Origin of the sequence: Nocardia huaxiensis, from assembly GCF_013744875.1 — a bacterium.
Lineage (GTDB): Bacteria > Actinomycetota > Actinomycetes > Mycobacteriales > Mycobacteriaceae > Nocardia > Nocardia huaxiensis.
In genome coordinates this window covers 6,445,698-6,464,883 of the sequence record NZ_CP059399.1, presented here as the reverse complement: position 1 = coordinate 6,464,883, position 19,186 = coordinate 6,445,698, and the positions used below count along the sequence as shown (strand labels likewise).

The following is a 19,186-nucleotide window of genomic DNA, read 5'->3' as shown; positions in this document are numbered from 1 at the left end:
GGTGACCGGCGGCCCCGGTGCCGAAGCTGCTCACGCCGATTCGGTCTTCCGGGTGGCGCGGGCGCGGGCGCGATCGTGTGCGGACCGGAGCAGTTCGCGCACCGCTTCCGCGGTGCGGGCACCGGGATTCACCACCGCCAGCCATCCGGCGCTCCGATAGACGGGATGGGCGATCACCGTATCGACGGCGCTCGGATCTCCCGTGGCCTGCTCGCGCGGGCTGTGCCCGGTCCACCGGATGAAGGCGTCGCGTCCGGCGTGGATATTCACGCGGAACGCCCCCGGCCGGTTCAGCCTCGACGCGTCGTCGTCGGGGTAGTCCTTGGTCACGATGGTCGCGAAGGGCTGCGTTGCCGGAATCTCGCCGTCAGGGGCGTAGTAGAAGAAGGCGTCACCCCAGGCGATCTCGGGTGTCCCGTCGCCGGGCCGGGGTTGCACAGCCAGCACTCCGTCGAGGCCCTTGATGAACTCGATGATCTCGTCCACGGTCATGGTTCCAGCGTGACATTGAAGTGCTTGTGTAGGCTTCGACCCGATGACACCAGGTCGGAGCGCCGAAAGTCGCAACTCGCCGGGTTTGCGGACCGCGCAGGTGGCGGAGCGTGCCGGGTACTCGGTGCAGCAGATCCGCACATTGGAAGCCGCCGGCGTGCTGCCGGCCGCGACCCGCACGGCCGCGGGCTACCGCGTCTACGGCGACGCCCATGTCCGCTCGGCGCGGGCGTACCGTGCACTGGCGGTGGCCGTCGGCCCGGTAGCGGCCAAGACCATCATGCGCGCGGTGCACGCCGAGCCCGTCTCGACCCTGCTCACCCTGCTGGATGCGGCGCACGCCGACCTCGACCGTGAGCGCCGCGATCTCGCGCTGGCGCAGTCAGCGGTCACGTCCATCGTCGGTGAACCCCTCGAGGACGTCCGCTCCTCGGACGCCATGAGCATCTCGGAACTGGCCGCCGCCCTCGGTATCCGCGCTTCGACGCTCCGGCATTGGGAGGCAATGGGATTGGTCAACCCGCACCGCACCTCCACCCGCGCGCCCCGCAGCTACGCCCCCGGCGATGTCCGGGATGCCCGCCTCGTGCACCAGCTGCGCCTCGCCGGCTACCGCATCGAGCCGCTGCGGAGCCTCATGCCCCAACTGCGTGGCGCCCGCGCCTGGAACGATGTCCTGAACGGCCTGGATGTCCGGGCCGCGACCATCGAAACCCGCTCCCGCGCACTGCTCACGGCCGCTGCCGAAATCAACGCTCTGCTCGGGTGATCGCGCGAAAGCCATACCCGCGAAGGGCCATTCGTGGGATGGTCGAAACGCGGGCACGCCGAGCGGAGGTTTCGATGAATGCGGCGAAGCGGCGAGAGCTGGTGTCGGGCAAGGTGGTTGCGATCACGGGCGCGGCCCGGGGGATCGGGTTCGCCACCGCGCGGGCGGCCCGGCAGGCGGGCGCGCAGGTGGTGATCGGTGATATCGACACTGTCGCAGCGGAAAAGGCCGGGATCGATCTGGACGTGCCGGCGCTGCCGCTGAACGTCACCGAGCGCGGTTCCTTCGACGCCTTTCTCGACGGTGTCGAATCCGCCTGCGGTCCCATAGATGTGCTGATCAACAATGCGGGCATCATGCCGCTGGGCCCGGTCGACGAGGTCGGCGACGCGGAGGCCGTTCGCTGCGTCGACGTGAACCTGCACGGCGTCATGCTCGGCACGAAACTCGCGCTGCGCCGGATGCTTCCGCGCGGTCGCGGCCAGATCATCAATATCGCCTCGATCGCGGGCGTCACCCCGGCTCCCGGGCTGGCGCTCTACAACGCGAGCAAGGCCGGCGTGGTGGCGTTCACCGAGGCCACCCGAATGGAGGTGCGCGACCGCGGTATTCAGGTGGGGGCGGTGCTGCCGTCCTTCACCAGCACCGAATTGACCTCCGGTACAACCACTCCCAAGGGTCAGCGCAGCCTGGACCCGAGTGAGGTGGCTTCCGGCGTGCTCGACATGATCGCGCGCCCCCGCCCGCAGCTCACCGTGCCCCGCGCCCTCGCGGTGGCCGTCCGCCTGGGGGCCTTTTATCCCGAGCGGCTCAAGCGCGCCATCTACCACCGCGTCGGCGTCGACTCGATCTTCCTCGAGGTCGACCGCACGGCCCGCGCCGCGTATGACGCCCGCATCCACGGCGATCGGTAGAGACTGATCAGGAATCGAGAAGCGCTGATCGCTGGGACGTAACTAGCGTCTGTCGTATCGAGGTCCGACCGGTGGAGTGCCGGAAAGGAACGGCTCGCATACGCAGGAGGACGCTATGAACTGGGATGCTCGGGTGAGGCAGTGGCACCGCTGGCTGGCCATGGTTTTCATCGTCGGCCTGGTGGTGACGATCGTGGGTACGGCCGTGCAGGGGCCGGCGTGGCTGGCCTACGTTTTCCTGCCGCCGCTGGCATTGCTGTTGTTTTCCGGGCTCTTCGTGATGTGGCGGTCGCGGGGCACGGCGGTGACCGGAGTCCGGCGGGTGCATCGCTGGTCCGGAATCGCCCTGACCGTGCTCATCCTCGCGACCTTCGTCGCCCTGGCCCTGCCGGATCCGCTGGTGTGGGTGTCGTACCTGCCGTTGATCCCGCTGGCCATTCTGCTGGGCACCGGGATCCGCATGCTCGTGCTCTACTACCGGCGGCGGACCAGCGGCCGGGTGGCCGCCGCCGCATGATGCCTCAGGCCGGGTGGCCCGCGGTGGGGTAGAGGGCCGCGGCCAGCCGGGGGACGGCCAGTTCGCGTTGCCATTGCCGCGCACCGCCATTGACGAGGAATTCCTCGATCATGGCCGGGGCGTCGCCATTGGTGACCGTGCGCGGCAGCCCGTCCCAGCACATGCGGCGCAGCAGGTCGGGGGTGAGCAGGTTCTCGACCGGGATGGCGACCTCGGTGGACAGGTCGGTCATGGCCGCGCGGGCCTTCTGCAGGCGGGCGGCGGCGGCCGGGTCACGGCGCTCCCAGCGGTTCACCGGCGGCGGGCCGTCGAAGGGCTGCGTCAGCGGCGGCAGTTCGCTGTCGGGCAGGGCGCGGGCGCGTTCCACCGCACCCAGCCATTCGCGGGAGTAGCGGCGCTGGCGCGGCCCGCCGAACACCGGCAGCGCGCGCAGTTGCGCGACGGTCTTGGGTTCGCTGGTGGCGGCCGCGACGATGGCCGAATCCGGGAGGATGCGGGCGGGCGCGACATCGCGCAGCCGGGCCAGCCGGTCGCGGGTCTGCCACAGTTCGCGCACGATGGCCAGCTGCCGGGTGCGCCGCAGCGTGTGGATGCCGGAGGTGCGCCGCCACCGATCGGCCTTCGGCCCGGCCGGTTCGGTGATCCGGACGTGCTCGAATTCCTGTGCCGCCCATGCGGTTTTGCCCTGCTCCTCGAGTTCGGCGGCGACGGCGTCGCGCAGTTCGAGCAACAGTTCCACATCGAGGGCGGCATAGTTCAGCCAGTCGTCGGGCAGCGGCCTGGTGGACCAGTCGGCCGCGCCGTGGCCCTTGCGCAGTTCGCGTCCGAGCAGTCGCTCCACCATGGCGGCCAGTCCGACCCGCTCGTATCCGGCCAGCCGGCCGCCCAGTTCGGTATCGAACAGCCGTGCCGGGTACAGCCCGAGTTCGGCCAGTCCGGGCAGATCCTGATCGGCGGAGTGCAGCACCCACTCCAGCGAGTTGATGGTCTCCGCGAGCGGAGCCAGCGCGCCGTCCACCGGAATCGGATCGATGAGGAAGCTGCCCGCGCCCGCGCGCCGCAATTGGATCAGGTAGGCGCGATTGGAGTAGCGGAAGCCCGAGGCGCGTTCGGCGTCGACGGCCAGGGGGCCGGTGCCGGCGGCGAGTTTGCGTGCGGCGTCCTCGACTTCGGCAGCAGTGTCCAATACCGGCGGGACACCCTCTACTGGCGCGAGCAACGGTACCGCGGCAGTGGCTTCGGGTTCTTCTGGTACGGACATGGTCTTGAACTTTACGGGTAGTGCGGCGGCGTGCCCGCGTCCCGTGCGGAATCGCTGGTCCGGGCTGCTGCGGCGCGCTGTTCGGAATCGTACGTTCCCGCCGTCGATTTCGTTGCGGTACAGATGTTCTCGATGACGGCGCCTAGTCCTCGCCTTGGTCGCCGCGCCGCACATCCAGCCGGGTCACCCCGGCGGGCGGCAATCCGGCCGCGTACGCGAGCACTTCGGCGAACGCCTCCACATGCGGGCGCATGTTCGTGTCGCCGACCGTCCAGGAGGCGCGCAGTTCGAGTTGGTGTGCGCGCGGCGGCCCGGCGATATCGCCGTAGCGCACCGAACTGGTGGAGGTGACCGTGCCGCCGAGCGCGGTGAATCCGGTGCGCGATTCGAGCGCGTCCACCAGCCAGCTCCACGCCACCTCCGGCAGCAGCGGGTCGGCGGCGAGCGCGGAGTCGATGTCGGCCTGGATGTAGGCGACCAACCGGAACACGCCGTGCCAGGCTTCCTGCCCGTTCGGGTCGTGCAACAGGATGAGGCGTCCGAACGCGTCACCGTCGGAGTCGACGGGCACCACATTGGTGTCGGGGCGCGTGACTTCGGCCCCCAACGCGTACGAGTAGGGGGCGAGGCGCTGCGGCGGGCGGATAGGTGCGAGCTCGATTCGAGGATGCACGGTTGCGGTACTCATCGCATCGACCGCGGCGCGGAACCTTGCGGGTTCTTCTGGCTCCGGGGTCGGTGCGGCGCCGTCGCGGAAGTCGAGCGGTGTCACGGAAGGCAACGGTAGACCGCCGGGCGGCGGTGTAGTGAGAGGCGCGCCGCCGGGGGCCTTTACGATGGCTCGTGATGAGCACTCACACCCGCCGCCAGCTGACCGATGCCCCACTCCTCGCCGCCGCCACCGGTGGCGTGCCGCATCGACGGCCGGTGTGGTTCATGCGCCAGGCCGGCCGTTCCCTGCCCGAGTACCGCGAGGTGCGCAAGGGAGTCGGCATGCTGGAGTCCTGTTTCGATCCGGAGCTGGTGTGCGAGATCACCATGCAGCCGATCCGCCGCCACGATGTGGACGCGGCAATCCTGTTCTCCGACATCGTGGTTCCGCTCAAGGCCGCGGGCATCGACCTCGACATCGTCGCGGGAGTCGGTCCCGTCGTTGCCGATCCGGTCCGCACCGCCGACGACGTGCGCGCCCTGCCGCGTCTGCGCGCGGAGGAAGTGGGTGCCGTCACAGCCGGTATCGGCCTGCTGCTGAAGGAACTCGGCAACGTCCCGCTCATCGGTTTCGCCGGCGCCCCCTTCACCCTGGCCTCGTACCTGGTCGAGGGCGGCCCCAGCAAGAACCACGAACGCACCAAGGCGATGATGCTCGCCGACCCGGACACCTGGCATCAGCTGCTCGGCGTCCTCACCGACATCACCATCGAATTCCTGCGCGCCCAGATCGACGCGGGCGTGGACGCCTTGCAACTCTTCGACTCCTGGGCCGGCGCGCTGACCCTGGCCCAGTACCGCGAATTCGTCTTCCCTCACTCTCAGCGCGTCTTCGCCGAAGTGGCCTCCGCCGGCATCCCCCGCATCCACTTCGGCGTCGGCACCGGAGAACTGCTGGGCGCCATGGGCGAAGCGGGCGCCGACGTCGTGGGCGTCGACTGGCGCATCCCCCTCAACGATGCCATCCGCCGAGTGGGCCCCGGAAAAGCCTTGCAGGGCAACCTCGATCCCGCGGTCCTCTTCGCCGGCCCCAAGGCCATCGACTCCGAGGTCCGCCGCATCGCCCACGAAGCCGACGAAGCAATCACCTTGGGCGCCAAGGGCCACATCTTCAACCTCGGCCACGGCGTCCTCCCCAACACCGACCCGACCGTCATCACCGAAACCGTCGCCCTCATCCACAGCCTCCCGACGCCGCTGTAACCGAATCCCGGGCGCACCCGCCACCTTTCGGTAGCGTCGCCCGCATGGGACATCGCGCGAATTTCGTGCTGATCGACGAGAGCGGCCCCCGGCTGTTCTACTCGCACTGGGCGGCCAATACGGTCTACTCCGTGGTGGTCGCCGGGCCCGCCGCCGCGACCCGTTTCGCGATGGTCCAGCGTCCCTGCGACATTCGCACCGAGTGGCTCGACGACGTGTGGTGCGAGGGCGGCGCGGTCATCGACCACACCACCCGCACGCTGACCTATTTCGGCGACGGCCTGGCCTTCGAACTGCCGACGAAACAGGTATTCGCCGACCTGCTGCCCAGCATGTGGCCCGGGTGGACGGTGCGCTGGGCGTACGACGGCATAGGCGATCTGGCGGCGGCGGCAGGCTTCGAACGAGACATGGTCCGCAAGCCGGACGACGACGAACGGGCACTCCCTGCCCAGCTCACCGCGGACCTGGACGACGCGCACCTGCTCACGGTCCGAACCACGCACGTCCTCACTGTCTTTCCGCTGCCCTATTTCCTGCACACCGCCTGGCAGGGCCCCGCGCTGCTCGACCACCTCCCGCCCGGCGGGACACCACGCCTGGCTCTGACCGGACTCCCGTGCAGTGGTCTGCACGTGGATATTCCGGCGCGCACGGCAGGAGTCTGGTTGCGCGACAACAGCAGCGGGCTCGTACCCGCCCTGCCCACACTGTGGCCGGACTGGCGCGTGGAATTCTGGGAGGACCGCTACGGCAATCACCTCGCCCGGTGCGGCGGAGCGGTCACCATCCCGCCGCAACCGCCCCGCACCGCTGTCCTGGACGACCTGATCGCCCACCTCCAACGCCGCCTCGGCGACAACCCCGTCCCCCGCATGCTCGACCTCATGCACACCCACGCCGACGAATCCCGGGGCGGCAGCATCCAGATCAACCCCTGGGTCACCGAACACCACCCGGAAGACCCGACCGCAGCCGAGTGGGCAGCGGTTCTCCACGCCGCCGTCGACCTGAGAACCCAGCTCGACGCCCACCGATGACCCCGCCACACCGATGCCCCGCGCCGGAGCCCTGCGGTGAGGGAGCTGTGGTGGCGGGTATTCGTCGGGTTCGCCGCCACCACAGCTCCCTCGGCGGGTGAGGCGGGCGTGGGTCACATGGGGGGCGGGAGTAGGTTGCGGGGTAGGGCGGCTCGACGGCGAGGTGCGGGTCGCGGTGCTGGGCTCGGGTGTGGGGGAGCGCGGGCGCGGTGCTCGGACGGTGACTGAGGAGTTGTCGATGCGGGTCGCGGTGGTCGGTGGCGGGATCAGTGGGCTGGTTGCCGCGTATCGGGTGCGGAAGGCGTTGGGGGACAGCGCCGAAGTGGTGGTGCTCGAGCGGCGGGGGCGAGTCGGGGGGATTCTGCGGACCGTGGAGATCGCGGGGGATCCGGTGGATTTGGGGGCCGAGGCGTTCGTGGGTCGGCGGCCGGAGATTCCGGAGTTGATGGGGGAGTTGGGGATTGCGGATCAACTGGTGTTTCCGGCGGGGAAGCGGCCACTGGTGTGGTCGGAGGGGAGGGGGCATGGGCTGCCCGAGCGGACGCTGATGGGGATTCCGGCCGCGGCGGAGTCGGTGGCCGGGCTCGTCGATGCGCAGACGCTGGCGAAGATCGCCGGGGAGGCGGATCGGCCGCTGCGGTGGGAGGCCGGGCAGGACATATCGGTGGGGGCGCTCGTCTCGGATCGGTTCGGGGAGCAGGTGGTTCGGCGCAGTGTGGATCCCCTGCTGGGGGGTGTGTATGCGGGACTGGCGGATTCGATCGGGGTGCGGGCGGCGCTGCCCACACTGGCGGCCGCACTCGACGCCGGGGCGGCGAGCCTGACTCAGGCTGTCGCGCAAGCCCTTCCGCCCGCCTCCAGCACGCCCGTATTCGGCGGAATCCGGGACGGCTACGGTGTCCTGCTCGACGCCCTGCGCCGGGCCGCCGACGTGAAGATCGAAACCCACACCCCGGCAACACGACTCACGCGCACCGCCCGAGGGTGGCAGTTGGACCCGGCGGGCGACTTCGACGCCGTGATCCTGGCAACCCCGGCCCCGGTCACCGCGGAACTGCTGCGCGATGTGGCTCCGCAGGCCGCGGACCTCGCCGGCGGCATCGAATTGGCCTCCTCGGTCGTGGTCGCGCTGGCCCTCCCCCCGGAGACCGCACTACCCGACAACTCCGGCATCCTGGTGGCCACCGGAGAACCCTTGCGCGCCAAGGCTTTCACCCTGTCCAGCCGCAAATGGCCTCACCTGGCAGCCCGCGATGTCGCCCTGGCCCGCGCCTCCTTCGGCCGCTTCGGCGACAGCGCCCCGCTCTCGTGGACGGACGCGGAACTCATCGACGCGGCCGTGGCGGACCTGACCACCGTCACCGGCGTGGAAATCCGCCCCCTGCAGGCGGTCGTGCAACGCTGGCCCGGCGGCCTCCCGCAATACGCCCCCGGCCACACCGCCCGCATCGCCGAACTCCATTCCGCCCTGGCCGATCTCGACGGCCTGGCCGTAGCCGGCGCCTACCTGAACGGCGTCGGCGTCCCGGCCTGCGCCGCCTCCGGCACCGCCGCGGCGGCGCGCATCACCGGCCAGGCGGCCTGATCTGCCGCGAACTGTCCTGCCCGAACAGGGTTTCCAGCTCCCGCCGCAATATCGGATCGGTCATCCCCGGCCGATGATCCTGGAGGCCCCCGTGACCGCCGGAATCCCTACGTGAGATCGCTCGGGTCGGTGTTCGCGCCGCACAGCACGACGGCGACGCGTTCGCCCGGCCGGCTGCGGTAGGCGCCGAAATGCAGTGCGGCATAGGCGGCTGCGGCGGCGTGCTCGACGGCGAGGCGCCGATCGTCCCACAGGTATTGGCGGGCGGCGCTGATCTCCTCGTCACTGACGAGCACCGACTGCACGTCGGCTGCGGCCGCCGCGGTCAGCGCCATGGGCGTCACGCGGCGCGCCCCGAGCGCGTCGGCCGCGATGGAGTCCACCGGGACGTCGACCGGATGTCCTTGCGTCAGTGCGGCATTGAAGGCGCGGCAGTGCTCGGGCTCCACGGCCACGACCCGGATCCCGTGGTGGGCGGCCGCGATCGCCACCCCGGTGAACAGCCCGCCCCCGCCGACCGACACCATGATGGTGTCGAGTCCGCCTGCGCGGGCGAGCATTTCGTCGACAATGGTGCCCGCCCCGGCCGCGATGTAGGCGTCGTCGTAGGCGTGTGAGCGCAGCGCTCCGGTGGCCGCGGCATAGCGTTCGCAGTCGGCGGCGGCCTCGGCGTAGGAGGTCCCCGCGGACATGACCTGTGCGCCCAGCCGGCGCAGTCGCGCGACCTTCACCGGCGGCGCGGTTTCCGGCAGGAAGACCGTGGCGGCCGTATCGATCCGTCGCGCGGCCCAGGCGCAGGCCACGCCGGCGTTGCCGCCCGAGGCGATGGTGATCCCGGAGCGGGGCAGCAGCCCTTGATCCCGGTGTGCGAGTGTGAAGTTCACCGCACCGCGCGCCTTGAAACTCCCGGTGTGCTGGAAATGTTCGAGGGCGAGCCAGGTCTGGGTGCCGACGCCGACGCCCGGGATGGAACGGTGGCAGGCGGGGGTGAGCGTGACGTGCCGCACGTATCCGGATATTCGTTCGGCCGCGGCCCGCACATCGGCGTAGGTGGGTTGCAACAGGCGTCCTCACTGTGTCGGAATCGGCCACTGCCGGTGGGCGGACCGGGTTTTCGCGTCGGCGCCGGGTGTCGCCCGGCCCGCGCACGCAGATAGTTACACTGTAACTTACGATGGTCGCATGCCCAGGAAGTCGAAGGAACTCGACGAGGCGACACCGGAGGCCATTGCCGAGGCGGGCCTGGCGATCATCGGCCGCCGCGGTCCGTCCGAGCTGAGTTTCCGTGCCATCGCGGCCTTTCTGCAGGTCTCGCACACCACCGTGGTGCGCCGCGGCGGCGGCGACCTGCACGGTCTGCTGGACCTGCTCGTCGACCACCTGGCGCTCGGCCTGCCCGATATCGCCCCCGGCGCCCTGCCGTGGGCGCAGGCCACCGAACAGCGTTTCACCGGCCTGTACACGCTGCTGGCCGCCCATCCCGGCCTGGTGCTGCTGCGCGGCCCGCGGCCCTGGCTCGGCCCGCGCCTGCTGACCAGGCTCTTCGAACCCCAAGTGGCCGACAATGTTTCGCTGGGCCTGACGATCGACCAGGCCCTGTACGCCTACCGTGAGATGTATCTCTACACCCTCGGCAATGCCGCCATGGTGGACTACCAGGACCCGAAAGCCACTCGCCTGCGGGTGCGTTCGTCGCTGGCCGCCTACGACCCGGAGGAACATCCGCTGCTGGCGCATCATCTGGACAAGATCGCCGGCCTGGTCACCAGCGGCGCGGAGATCTTCACCGATGGCCTGCGTCGCTTTCTCGCCTCCTGGGAGTCCACCGCTCGCGCACAGTGATTCGCATCGCATCGTGCCCCTCCCGTGTGAACGTGTCCGCCCGGTTGCGCGATAACCCCGCAAACACGTTCACGGCGCCCGCGGTCGCCACGAGAGGGGAGCGGAATGAGCCTGCGGCAGGACTACCCGACACGGCGAGACCCGCAGCAGCGACCCACGGGCCGCCGGGCGCTGCTGACGAGCCGGAAACTGTGGAAGACAGCGGCTCTGGCCTTCCCGGTGCTGTTCGTCGCCGAATGGCTGGTGCTGCTCTACGGCGCGGTCCTGCTGGAGAAGGTCGGCGTGGTGATGTCAGGCACGACGACCATGGGCGCGGTCTTCCTCGTCGGTGTCCTGATCGCCCTGCTCGGCGTGCTGCACAAACGCTGGGGCGCGACGGCGCGGGCGGTGGCGCTGGCCGCCGGTATCAGCGCGATCCTGATCGCCGCGCAGATCACCGAGCTCTGAGCGTCCGCGCCGAAAAGGGTCCGCCGCCGGGGGTATTTACCCGCAATGGCACGATGGTGGCATGGCGCGACTCGATTACCAGGCCCTGAACTCGACCATCCGCTACCTCATGTTCTCGGTGTTCCAGGTGGAACCCGGTGTGCTGGGTGAGGACCGCGAGGCCGTGATCAAGGAGACCCGCGAGTTCTTCGAGTCCCTCGAGGAGCGCGGCATCGTGGTGCGCGGTATCTACGACGTGGCCGGCATGCGCGCCGACGCCGATTTCATGATCTGGTGGCACGCGGAGAAGATCGAGGACCTGCAGGCCGCCTACGCGGATTTCCGCCGCGTCACCGAGCTCGGCCAGGCCAGCAACCCGGTGTGGTCGAACGCGGCGCTGCATCGTCCGGCGGAGTTCAACAAGTCCCACATTCCGGCCTTCCTGGCCGGTGAGGAGCCGGGCAACTACATCTGCGTCTACCCCTTCGTCCGCTCCTACGAGTGGTACCTGCTCCCCGATGAGGAGCGTCGCAAGATGCTGGCCGATCACGGCAAGGCCGCCCGCGGCTACCCGGACGTGCGCGCCAATACGGTGTCCTCCTTCGCGCTGGGCGACTACGAGTGGATCCTCGCCTTCGAGGCTCCGGAACTGCACCGCATTGTCGATCTCATGCGTGACCTGCGCGCCACCGAGGCGAGACTGCATGTGCGCGAGGAGATTCCGTTCTTCACCGGCCCGCGCGTGGAGGTCGAGAAGCTGGTGGCGTCGCTGCCGTAGGCGGGTGTGCGAGGGGTAGCCGGAAGGGTGCCCACCTAATTCGGGGCATGCACGAAAACGTGCATGCCCCTTAATGTTTCTGCGTCTCAGCTGTTTGCGCTGTCCGAGGGGTGCGGTCGCAGGGAGATCGAGCAGTCCTCGGCGTGCCGCTCTGCGGCACGCCGCAGGTGTTTTCGGGGTGGCTACTTAGCGGCAAATGGGCCCGCGTCGGGGCGTCCGGGTGTCATGCCCCCAGTTTTGGGGTGAAACTCTTTTGTTTCAAAATATGGAGGCTGGGACCTCGCCGCGCTAGTGTGCGCTGGTACGGGCATAGACTGCCCGAGCGATCGAGGATCGCGCATGTGTATTCAGCGGGGAATCAGTGACGCTCACCTACAACCTTCAAACCGAACCGACCACTACGTATTCACGGTTTGCGTGGCGCGGCGTCCTCTTGATCTCGAGCCTGGCAACCTTCGCGCTGTCCGTCTCGGCGGCTCGTTTTCAGCTCGCCGGCGACGAGCTCTACTACCTCGCGTGCGGCCGGCGACCGGCGATCGAATACGCCGACAACGGCCCACTCGTCCCCATGATCGCCCGGCTGAGCGACCTCATCGCACCCGGATCGGCGCTGGCCCTGCGCATCCCCGGCCTGCTCATGCTGATCGCGGTGGCGGTGCTCGCGGCCGCGGTGGCCTTCGAGCTCGGCGCGCGCCCGCGCCACCAAATGCTCGCCTCGGCAGCAGTTGTCGCGTCACCCCTGGTCCTCGGCTTCACCGTCCTGACCACCGTCTCCTTCGACCTGGCCCTACAGGCGCTCATCACCTGGCTGCTGGTCCGCTGGGTCCGCCTCCACCAGGACCGCCTGCTCCTGGCCATGGGCCTGGCCGCTGCGGTCGCCATCCAGGCCAAGTGGCTCGTGCCGCTCCTGGCAGTCGGCCTCGGCCTGGGTGTGCTCACGGCCGGTCCCCGCGAGGTCATGCGCCGCCCCGCCCTATGGCTGGGCCTGTTCTTCTTCGCTGCGGCGGCGACGCCCGGCCTCCTGTGGCAAGCCTCCCGAGACTGGCCGAAACTCGCCACCACCGACGCCATCGCCCAGGAAACCGCCCAGAGCGGCGGCCAGTGGGCAACCCTGGCCACCATCGCGATCCTCACCGGATTCCTCGGCGGCGGCCTGGCCCTGCTGAGCCTGTACGGCCTGACCCGTCAACCACACCTGCGCCCCTACCGCTTCCTCCTGATCGCAGCCGTGGCCATGGTGTTCCTGGTGATCGCCGGCCACGGCCGCGCCTACTACGTCGCCGGCATCATCCCTGCCCTCTTCGGAGTCGGCGCGGCGACCCTCTCGACCCTCCTTGACACGGCCACCCCACGCGTGCCACTGCGCCGATCATTCGTCGCCCTCACCGCCCTGTCCGCAGTCCTGACCGTCTTCTTCGCCCTGCTGCCCTACCCCCGAAGCTGGATCACCACCCCCACCTCCGGCCCCTGGGAACCGTTGCGCCACTACGGCAACGACTACTGGTCCGACCTGGCCGACGCGGTGAACACCGTAGCCCTCAGCCTCCCACCCGCAGCCCGCGCCAACACCGCGGTAGTCGCCGCGGCCTACAACCAAGCCGCAGCCCTCGACCACTACCGCCCTGCGACAGCAATCCCCCCGATCTACAGCCCCCACCGCGGCTTCGCCGAATTCGGCCCACCCCCGGACGCGGCGACAACCATCCTCTACGTCGGCTACGACGCCGGCCGTGAACAACGCGCCTTCCTGTCCGCCTTCGCCGACGCCACCCCGGCCCTGCACCTGAACAACGCTCTCGGCATCGGTGGCCAGAACCGCTACGTGACCATCTGGATCTGCCGAAACCCCGTGGCCCCCATGTCCGCAGCCTGGCCCGACCTGACCTACGTCCCCACCCCGCCGACCGCATGAACAGGACTTCTACTCCGGTAACTGTGCGGCCAGCAGCGCCCTCGCAACCTCATTGACCGCTGCCAGGGCCTGCCCGGAGCTACCTGGATGCCGGTAGTAGTCGATCTGGATCAGGTCCGCACCCCGCCGGATCACGGCCGCACCGTACGCCACACCACCCTCACCCTCGTCGGTGTAGGCGGTACATGCTTCGTCGCCGAGACCAGTGGAGTCCCTGAACTGTCCGGCGATCGAAGCGCTTTCGCACCCGAAATCGATTGCGTCCGCGGCCAAGTCGGCTCCCGAGTTCCAGCCGATCTGTCCGTAGCGCAGCAGACGGACCTGAAGAAGTCCGTATTCGTCGGTGCCGGCGGTGGAATTCTCACGGTAGGCACACCGGGCATCCGATCCCGAGGAATAGGTCGCGCTGGTGTCACGTTGGGCAGCGGGCACGAACCGCTCGAACAGCCCGACCCCTACGGTGATGCACAGATCGGCGGGCGCGGGCGCAGCAGGGTGTCTGTCGTCGTACCAATCCAGCAGCTTCGGGAGCATGGCCGATGCCGCGACGACGAGCACCACGAGGGCTGCGGCGGGAAGGCACCCCACACGACGTCGAAGTACGAGCGATTGCATGATTACCTCCGTGCACGATCTTGCGGAGATCAGCTCACAACCCCCGCACCATGATCACAGAAATATCGAATACGCTTGTCCGCCGGGGCCTTCGGACCGCTCGCTGCTCGGGTCCGAGAGCCTGTGACAGCAGTGGGGGAGGAATTCTGATGCGACTGTTGATGGATCGCGCCGTGGGTATCGACCCGTCCAGTCGGGGGTCGGTGTGGGCGATCCGGCCCAGCGCTCGGCGCGGACGCCACGGGACATCCGGCGAGGCGAATATGCCCGGGCTGGTTCCCGGGAGTGGGCGGATCGTCTACGTCGAACGAGATATGCGGCCGCGGTTCTTCGACGAGTACGCGGAAATGCGCAAGAACGGCGGGCGGGCTTTCGTGCTGTGGGCCGACTGCCAGCGGCAGCAGGTTTTCGCCAGGGTGGTGACGAAGAGCGCCGTGAAGCGCGGTCCGGCCACGTTCGAAGTGCTCGGGGCCGCTGGTGAACCGCTCGGGGTGGTCGTGCGTGAGCCGGGCCCGCACGGGTGGCGGATGCGGACCCGGTGGACCGTGACGCCGACCGGCCGGGCGGCCCTGACCGGGTACAAGGGCCGCCTCGGCTGGTGGCTGTTCTGGTGGCTGATATCCCCGGTGCAGCTGGTGATCCTCGTGCTGGCGATCATCGGCGCCGATGGCGATATCGGGCGCACACCGCGTCGGATCATGCTGTGGGACAGCGCATCCGGCGAACTCGCCCTGGACTTCGAGGACGAGATGCTGCGGGTGCTCGACTACAGCGCGGACCCGCGGCTGGTGGCCGCGCTGTTCGCACTGCTGCGCAGCTATCCCTGCTGGCTGGGTGAGCAGCCGTGGGACAAGCAGGACAGGTAGTCAGGCGGTGGGGGAGTCCGGCATCAGACGCAGGGAGATGGAGTTGATGCAGTAGCGCTTGTCGGTGGGGGTGTTGTAGCCCTCGCCTTCGAAGACGTGGCCGAGGTGGCTGTGGCAGTTGGCGCAGAGGACTTCCACGCGGTGCATGCCGAGGGAGTCGTCGGCTTTGAGGATGACGGCGTCGGACTTGGCCGGGTCGAAGAAGGAGGGCCAGCCGCAGTGGGAGTGGAATTTCTCGGAGCTGCGGAACAATTCGGCTCCGCAGGCCCGGCACGAGTAGACGCCTTCGGTTTCGGTGTCGGTGTACTCGCCGACGAAGGGGCGTTCGGTGCCTGCTTCACGCAGGACCCGGTACTCCTCGGGGGAGAGTTTGGCCCGCCATTCCTGCGGCGTGAGCTGGATACGCGGGGCCGGTAGCGAGGTGTCGGAGTCGGAACTCATGCCTCCACGCTAATGCGTGGGAGCGGTTTCCGGCTCGAACGGAGTGCTGTCGGAAGTGTGACCTCGGCCGTTGCGCGTCGGAGCGGCTGCGGCGACAGCCGTTTCCGGATGCATCCAGGCCGGGTCGAGGGTCTTGCCGGTCTCCAGCCGTCCCTCCCGCTTGGCCGCCAGGTAGCGGTCGGCGAGCACGCAGAAGATGACGATGAGCAGCAGCCCCCAGCCGAAGGTGGTGCGCAGGTATTCCAGGGTGCGCCCGGCGCTCTGCCAGCGATCCGACAGCCACTTGTCGTAGGACATGAATCCGAAGATGGCCACCCAGGCAGGCCAGTTGCGCAGCAGCGAGTTTCGCAGCACGACGGTCATGAGCAGCGGGAACAGGTACATGGAGTAGTACATCTGGCCCAGCGAGCCGAGCAGCAGCGTCGCGGTGATGAGGATGCCGGACGTGGTGCAGATGAAGAACACCTCGTCGTCGCGGTAGTACCGGTACAGCAGCCACAGCGAGATGAGCACCAGCACGCCGATGACGATGCGCATGGTCCAGGTCAGCCAGTCGGCGACACCGTAGTAGCCGGCGTTGCCGACGATCGCGCTGTTGAAGTAGTCCCGCGACTCCGACAGATACGGCAGCGTGTGCGTCCAGAACTGCTTGTAGTCCACGATGAGCGGCCACGCGGCGAGGTTGAGCGCCACCGGAATTCCGAGCGCGGTCACCAGCACCTGCCACTGTCCGCGCCCGCGCAGCACCAGCGGAATCACCAGCAGTGGCGCCAGCAGCGGCCCCTTGACCGCGATGGTGAGCCCGATTGCCACACCCGCCCATAGCCATTGGCGCTTGAGCATGAGATGGAAGAACACCACCATCAACAGGAACAGGCACCCGTTGATATTGGTGAACACCAGCGTGTTCGTCACCGTCTCGGAGGCGAACATGGCCAGCAGCAGGGCCGGCGCGGCCACCGAGGAGAGCCCGAAGTTGAACAGCCGCAACAACAAATACCCGGCGAGGATGATCGCGGCGGCGTTCAGCAGAATGAAGCACCACCGCGACTTCTCTGGATCGAGGATCGCCAGCGGAGAGATCAGCAGCGTCCCGCTGGGCGGGTACAGGTAGTGCGGATCGGTCGAGTCGAAGTTCGCGTTGTAGATGGGCTGCCGGTTGAGAAAGTGCAGCGACGCGTTGTACACCGGCCGGAAGTCATCGGTGATGTACCCGTTGACCGCCTTGATGATGACCCGGTTCAGCACGGTCAGGACCGCGAACGGCCACAGTGCGAAGTTCAGGACCTCGGCGGTGGTCCGAGCGGTGCGGGGCTCGAGCTGGCGAAGGAACACCTGGGCACGGTACACCGAAAGCCACCGTCAAGTATGCGGCGACCCACGGTGTTCGAGCGTGCTGCACGGAATTTCACGCGGGGCACGCCGTGCCGTCTGCGGGCAGCGTCGCTCCCTTCAGATATTCGTCGACCGCCTGCTGGGCGCAGCCGGAGTGCGCGTAGGTGGGGTGACCCCAGCCCTGCCAGACCACGGTGGCGGTGCGCGCGCCGACGGTGCCGAGCACGCCGGTGACGGTCGGGCGGGCATCGGGGCCGCTCACGGGGTCGGCATTGCCGCCGAGCACGAGGACGGGCTTGTCGAATTTTCCGGTGAGCGAGGGCACGGCGGCGGCGGCCGGCCAGGCCGAGCAGACCATCAGATCGATGGCGCCGACCTTGCCGAAGACCGGGTACTGCGTGGCCCAGGTGGTGGCGAGTTCCTTGGCGCGCACGGGCGTGGCGGGTTGCAGGTTGTCGCTGCACTCGTTGACGAACGCCCCGTCATTGGCGATGGCGGCGGCCTCGCGCAGCACGTACGGCCCGATGGGTCCGCGGTCGCCCCGGCCCAGCGCCGACAGCGCATCGGCGAACTGGGTGATCTGCGCATTGTCCATGCGCGGGTCGCTGAGGAAGCCGCTGAGCGTGGTCACCAGCGCCGCTGCCGACAGCTCCCCGAGCGCGCCGCTGCCCGCCTTGTTCACCAGGTCGATGACGGCCGTGCGCGGATCCCCGCCGAGCGAACAGCCCAGTCCCGCACAGCGTTGCGCGAACGCGGTCAGTGCCGCCTCGGATCCGCGCACCTGCTGTTCGGCGCGTCCCACGGCGTCGAGTCCGACGGGCTGCGGCGAATCCAGCACCAGCCGCGCGAGGTGATCGCCGTACTTGCGCACATAGCTGAGCGCGACCGCCGCGCCACTGCCCGTGCCCAGCAGCGAGATGTGCTCGACCTGCCACTGCCGGCGCAGCTGTTCGATGTCGTCGGCGGCGTGCGCATTGTCGAAGGTGTTCTGCGCGGGCGTGAGGAAGTCCAGGCAGGCGATGGTGGCGTCCTGGCTGAGCCCGGCCACCGCGTCCACGGGATCGGTTGTGCCGCGCGTGAATTGGGCCTGATTGGCGAGGTCGGCGCGGATCTGCGTGGTCATGCAGTTGACGGCCTGCGAGCTGCCGATGCCGCGCCGGTCGACGGCCACGATGGGCCGGGCGGCCAGGGTGGCGGTGCCGCCCGGCCCGGCCGCGAGTCCGGCGAGGGTGGCGGTGGAGGCGCGGTCGGTTCCCGACGTCAGCACCAGCGGCGCGACGTCGAGGGGTGTCTTGTCGGTGCGCGCCCGCAGCGCCGCGGTGCGGAAGTTGCCCGCCACGGTTCCGGTCGCGTCGACCTGTGTGGTGTATTCGGCGCATTCGAGCACCAACCCTGCGGGCGGTGCGCCCAGCGACAGCAGGTTGAACGTCGGTGCGGTGCAATCCCGCCACGTGAGATCGGTTTTCGGTGTCTCGGGTTCGGGAACTGTCGCCTCGCCCGGTGTCGTCGACGGTGCGACCACCCCGCCCTGATGCGGGCGTTCCACCGCGACGGCGGGACGATCGGAGGGCCCGGCACCACAGCCGGTGGTCACCAGGATCGAAAATGTCGACGCCAGCAGAGCGGCCCGAGTCCAGCGCATGCGCTACAGCCTGCCAGGTTCGGTGACCGCTTTCACTCAGTGGGTGTGGGTGCGCTCCCATCGGGTGAGAATGGTGCCGTCGTCGTCGAAGAGCAGATGCCGGCAGCTCATAGGTGTGGGCACGGTGTTGGGGGACACCGAGATTCGGCCTTCGGAGCCCGCGACCAGCAGTGGAGACACGGTCAGGCAGAGTTCGTCGACGGCTTCGGCGGCAATGAGATCACCGAACAGGGACGGCCCGCCCTCGCACAGCACGCGGCGCATCCTGCGTTCGGCGAGCACGCCGGACAGGGCGGCCGGGGTGACCGAGGTTTCGCCCGCCTCCACGACTTCCGCGCCCGCGTCGGCGAGGGCTCGCTTGCGGTCGGCGGGTGCGTCGGCGGTGGTGATGACGAGTGGATGGGCTCCGGTGTCGGTGAACAACCGGCTCGTCGGATCCAGCGCGGCGCTGCCGCTGACGACCGCGATCCGGGGTGCGGCCCCATCGGGATCGCCGCCGAACCCGTGGTGGTACAGCCGTGTCCGCAGCTGCGAATCCGTATGCGCCGCCCCGTAATTCTCCGCGCGGACGGTGCCCGCGCCGACCACGACCACATCGGCCAGATCCCGCAGTATTCGGAATACGGTCTTGTCGGCGGGTGTGCCCAGTCCGCCGGATCGTCCGTCCACGGTCACCGCCCCGTCGATGCTGGTGACGAAGTTGACCCGGATCCACGGCCGCACCGGAGCGACCGGGTAGGCGTACATGCGCACCAGGTCGTCGTGGCTGAGGGCTGTGAGGTGGGTCGCATTCGGCATACGCTGCATGAGAAGTCATCACACCACGTCAGTAGGCTG

The 19,186-nt window shown here is 69.0% G+C and carries 20 protein-coding genes; 11 read left to right on the top strand and 9 right to left on the bottom strand.

What is annotated here, in order from left to right:
* Positions 1-30: 30 nt before the first annotated feature.
* Positions 31-492 carry a DUF6194 family protein gene (locus H0264_RS29380; protein ID WP_181580558.1) on the bottom strand — a complete coding sequence of 154 codons (462 nt, stop codon included), beginning with the start codon at positions 490-492 and terminating at the stop codon, positions 31-33.
* Between the two features lie 43 nt (positions 493-535).
* On the opposite strand from H0264_RS29380, the gene H0264_RS29375 reads away from it, so the two are divergent.
* The 3 genes from H0264_RS29375 (at position 536) to H0264_RS38340 (ending at position 2,692) form a co-directional block, all read left to right on the top strand.
* Positions 536-1,261 carry a MerR family transcriptional regulator gene (locus H0264_RS29375; RefSeq protein ID WP_181580557.1) on the top strand — a complete coding sequence of 242 codons (726 nt, stop codon included), beginning with the start codon at positions 536-538 and terminating at the stop codon, positions 1,259-1,261.
* Between the two features lie 74 nt (positions 1,262-1,335).
* Positions 1,336-2,175, top strand: a complete 840-nt coding sequence (locus tag H0264_RS29370; protein ID WP_181580556.1) for an SDR family oxidoreductase — start codon at positions 1,336-1,338, stop codon at positions 2,173-2,175.
* A gap of 115 nt (positions 2,176-2,290) precedes the next feature.
* The gene (locus H0264_RS38340) at positions 2,291-2,692 is read left to right on the top strand and encodes a hypothetical protein (protein ID WP_220139860.1); all 402 of its coding nucleotides are present in this window, start codon (positions 2,291-2,293) and stop codon (positions 2,690-2,692) included.
* Positions 2,693-2,696: 4 nt separating this feature from the next.
* Here the strand turns inward: H0264_RS38340 and H0264_RS29360 are convergent, their stop codons facing one another.
* Positions 2,697-3,953: an HRDC domain-containing protein gene (locus tag H0264_RS29360; RefSeq protein WP_181580555.1), complete on the bottom strand. Its 1,257-nt coding sequence runs from the start codon at positions 3,951-3,953 to the stop codon at positions 2,697-2,699.
* A 142-nt stretch (positions 3,954-4,095) separates the two neighbouring features.
* The gene (locus tag H0264_RS29355) at positions 4,096-4,725 is read right to left on the bottom strand and encodes a DUF3000 domain-containing protein (RefSeq protein ID WP_181580554.1); all 630 of its coding nucleotides are present in this window, start codon (positions 4,723-4,725) and stop codon (positions 4,096-4,098) included.
* Between the two features lie 74 nt (positions 4,726-4,799).
* Here H0264_RS29355 and hemE point away from each other — a divergent pair, with 74 nt between their 5' ends.
* From hemE to H0264_RS29340, 3 genes are all read left to right on the top strand, one after another.
* The gene (gene hemE / locus H0264_RS29350; RefSeq protein WP_181580553.1) at positions 4,800-5,867 is read left to right on the top strand and encodes a uroporphyrinogen decarboxylase; all 1,068 of its coding nucleotides are present in this window, start codon (positions 4,800-4,802) and stop codon (positions 5,865-5,867) included.
* A gap of 44 nt (positions 5,868-5,911) precedes the next feature.
* Entirely contained in the window at positions 5,912-6,907 is a 996-nt protein-coding gene (locus H0264_RS29345) for a hypothetical protein (RefSeq protein ID WP_181580552.1), read from the top strand.
* A 238-nt stretch (positions 6,908-7,145) separates the two neighbouring features.
* The gene (locus H0264_RS29340; RefSeq protein ID WP_181580551.1) at positions 7,146-8,492 is read left to right on the top strand and encodes a protoporphyrinogen oxidase; all 1,347 of its coding nucleotides are present in this window, start codon (positions 7,146-7,148) and stop codon (positions 8,490-8,492) included.
* Between the two features lie 107 nt (positions 8,493-8,599).
* Here the strand turns inward: H0264_RS29340 and H0264_RS29335 are convergent, their stop codons facing one another.
* Complete coding sequence (locus H0264_RS29335; RefSeq protein ID WP_220139859.1) at positions 8,600-9,553, bottom strand: threonine/serine dehydratase; 954 nt, start codon at positions 9,551-9,553, stop codon at positions 8,600-8,602.
* A gap of 121 nt (positions 9,554-9,674) precedes the next feature.
* On the opposite strand from H0264_RS29335, the gene H0264_RS29330 reads away from it, so the two are divergent.
* From H0264_RS29330 to H0264_RS29315, 4 genes are all read left to right on the top strand, one after another.
* On the top strand, positions 9,675-10,334 hold the full coding sequence (locus tag H0264_RS29330; protein WP_181580550.1) for a TetR/AcrR family transcriptional regulator C-terminal domain-containing protein: 660 nt from the start codon (positions 9,675-9,677) through the stop codon (positions 10,332-10,334).
* Between the two features lie 105 nt (positions 10,335-10,439).
* A complete protein-coding gene (locus H0264_RS29325; protein ID WP_181580549.1) occupies positions 10,440-10,781 on the top strand; it encodes a hypothetical protein in 342 nt (113 codons plus the stop codon).
* A 61-nt stretch (positions 10,782-10,842) separates the two neighbouring features.
* Positions 10,843-11,538 (top strand): hydrogen peroxide-dependent heme synthase, encoded by a 696-nt coding sequence (gene hemQ, locus H0264_RS29320; RefSeq protein ID WP_181580548.1) that lies wholly within the window; start codon positions 10,843-10,845, stop codon positions 11,536-11,538.
* A 433-nt stretch (positions 11,539-11,971) separates the two neighbouring features.
* The gene (locus H0264_RS29315) at positions 11,972-13,450 is read left to right on the top strand and encodes a glycosyltransferase family 39 protein (RefSeq protein WP_181580547.1); all 1,479 of its coding nucleotides are present in this window, start codon (positions 11,972-11,974) and stop codon (positions 13,448-13,450) included.
* Between the two features lie 9 nt (positions 13,451-13,459).
* Here H0264_RS29315 and H0264_RS29310 read toward each other — a convergent pair whose 3' ends face one another.
* Complete coding sequence (locus H0264_RS29310; protein ID WP_181580546.1) at positions 13,460-14,011, bottom strand: hypothetical protein; 552 nt, start codon at positions 14,009-14,011, stop codon at positions 13,460-13,462.
* 203 nt (positions 14,012-14,214) lie between these two features.
* Between H0264_RS29310 and H0264_RS29305 the strand changes: the two genes are divergently transcribed.
* Positions 14,215-14,931 carry a hypothetical protein gene (locus H0264_RS29305; RefSeq protein ID WP_181580545.1) on the top strand — a complete coding sequence of 239 codons (717 nt, stop codon included), beginning with the start codon at positions 14,215-14,217 and terminating at the stop codon, positions 14,929-14,931.
* Here H0264_RS29305 and msrB read toward each other — a convergent pair whose 3' ends face one another.
* The 4 genes from msrB to H0264_RS29285 all read right to left on the bottom strand — a co-directional run bounded on the left by msrB (position 14,932) and on the right by H0264_RS29285 (position 19,156).
* On the bottom strand, positions 14,932-15,372 hold the full coding sequence (msrB, locus tag H0264_RS29300) for a peptide-methionine (R)-S-oxide reductase MsrB (RefSeq protein WP_181580544.1): 441 nt from the start codon (positions 15,370-15,372) through the stop codon (positions 14,932-14,934).
* 9 nt (positions 15,373-15,381) lie between these two features.
* Positions 15,382-16,707 (bottom strand): glycosyltransferase family 87 protein, encoded by a 1,326-nt coding sequence (locus tag H0264_RS29295; RefSeq protein ID WP_181580543.1) that lies wholly within the window; start codon positions 16,705-16,707, stop codon positions 15,382-15,384.
* 73 nt (positions 16,708-16,780) lie between these two features.
* A complete protein-coding gene (locus H0264_RS29290; protein ID WP_181580542.1) occupies positions 16,781-18,349 on the bottom strand; it encodes an alpha/beta hydrolase in 1,569 nt (522 codons plus the stop codon).
* A gap of 36 nt (positions 18,350-18,385) precedes the next feature.
* On the bottom strand, positions 18,386-19,156 hold the full coding sequence (locus H0264_RS29285) for a pyrimidine reductase family protein (protein WP_181580541.1): 771 nt from the start codon (positions 19,154-19,156) through the stop codon (positions 18,386-18,388).
* Positions 19,157-19,186 lie beyond the last annotated feature (30 nt).

Coding starts and splice junctions, on each gene's coding strand:
- H0264_RS29380 (WP_181580558.1), bottom strand. CDS start 492: ATGACCGTGGACGAGATCATCGAGTTCATCAAGGGCCTCGACGGAGTG.
- H0264_RS29375 (WP_181580557.1), top strand. CDS start 536: ATGACACCAGGTCGGAGCGCCGAAAGTCGCAACTCGCCGGGTTTGCGG.
- H0264_RS29370 (WP_181580556.1), top strand. CDS start 1,336: ATGAATGCGGCGAAGCGGCGAGAGCTGGTGTCGGGCAAGGTGGTTGCG.
- H0264_RS38340 (WP_220139860.1), top strand. CDS start 2,291: ATGAACTGGGATGCTCGGGTGAGGCAGTGGCACCGCTGGCTGGCCATG.
- H0264_RS29360 (WP_181580555.1), bottom strand. CDS start 3,953: ATGTCCGTACCAGAAGAACCCGAAGCCACTGCCGCGGTACCGTTGCTC.
- hemE (WP_181580553.1), top strand. CDS start 4,800: ATGAGCACTCACACCCGCCGCCAGCTGACCGATGCCCCACTCCTCGCC.
- H0264_RS29345 (WP_181580552.1), top strand. CDS start 5,912: ATGGGACATCGCGCGAATTTCGTGCTGATCGACGAGAGCGGCCCCCGG.
- H0264_RS29340 (WP_181580551.1), top strand. CDS start 7,146: ATGCGGGTCGCGGTGGTCGGTGGCGGGATCAGTGGGCTGGTTGCCGCG.
- H0264_RS29330 (WP_181580550.1), top strand. CDS start 9,675: ATGCCCAGGAAGTCGAAGGAACTCGACGAGGCGACACCGGAGGCCATT.
- H0264_RS29325 (WP_181580549.1), top strand. CDS start 10,440: ATGAGCCTGCGGCAGGACTACCCGACACGGCGAGACCCGCAGCAGCGA.
- hemQ (WP_181580548.1), top strand. CDS start 10,843: ATGGCGCGACTCGATTACCAGGCCCTGAACTCGACCATCCGCTACCTC.
- H0264_RS29305 (WP_181580545.1), top strand. CDS start 14,215: ATGCGACTGTTGATGGATCGCGCCGTGGGTATCGACCCGTCCAGTCGG.
- msrB (WP_181580544.1), bottom strand. CDS start 15,372: ATGAGTTCCGACTCCGACACCTCGCTACCGGCCCCGCGTATCCAGCTC.
- H0264_RS29290 (WP_181580542.1), bottom strand. CDS start 18,349: ATGCGCTGGACTCGGGCCGCTCTGCTGGCGTCGACATTTTCGATCCTG.
- H0264_RS29285 (WP_181580541.1), bottom strand. CDS start 19,156: ATGCAGCGTATGCCGAATGCGACCCACCTCACAGCCCTCAGCCACGAC.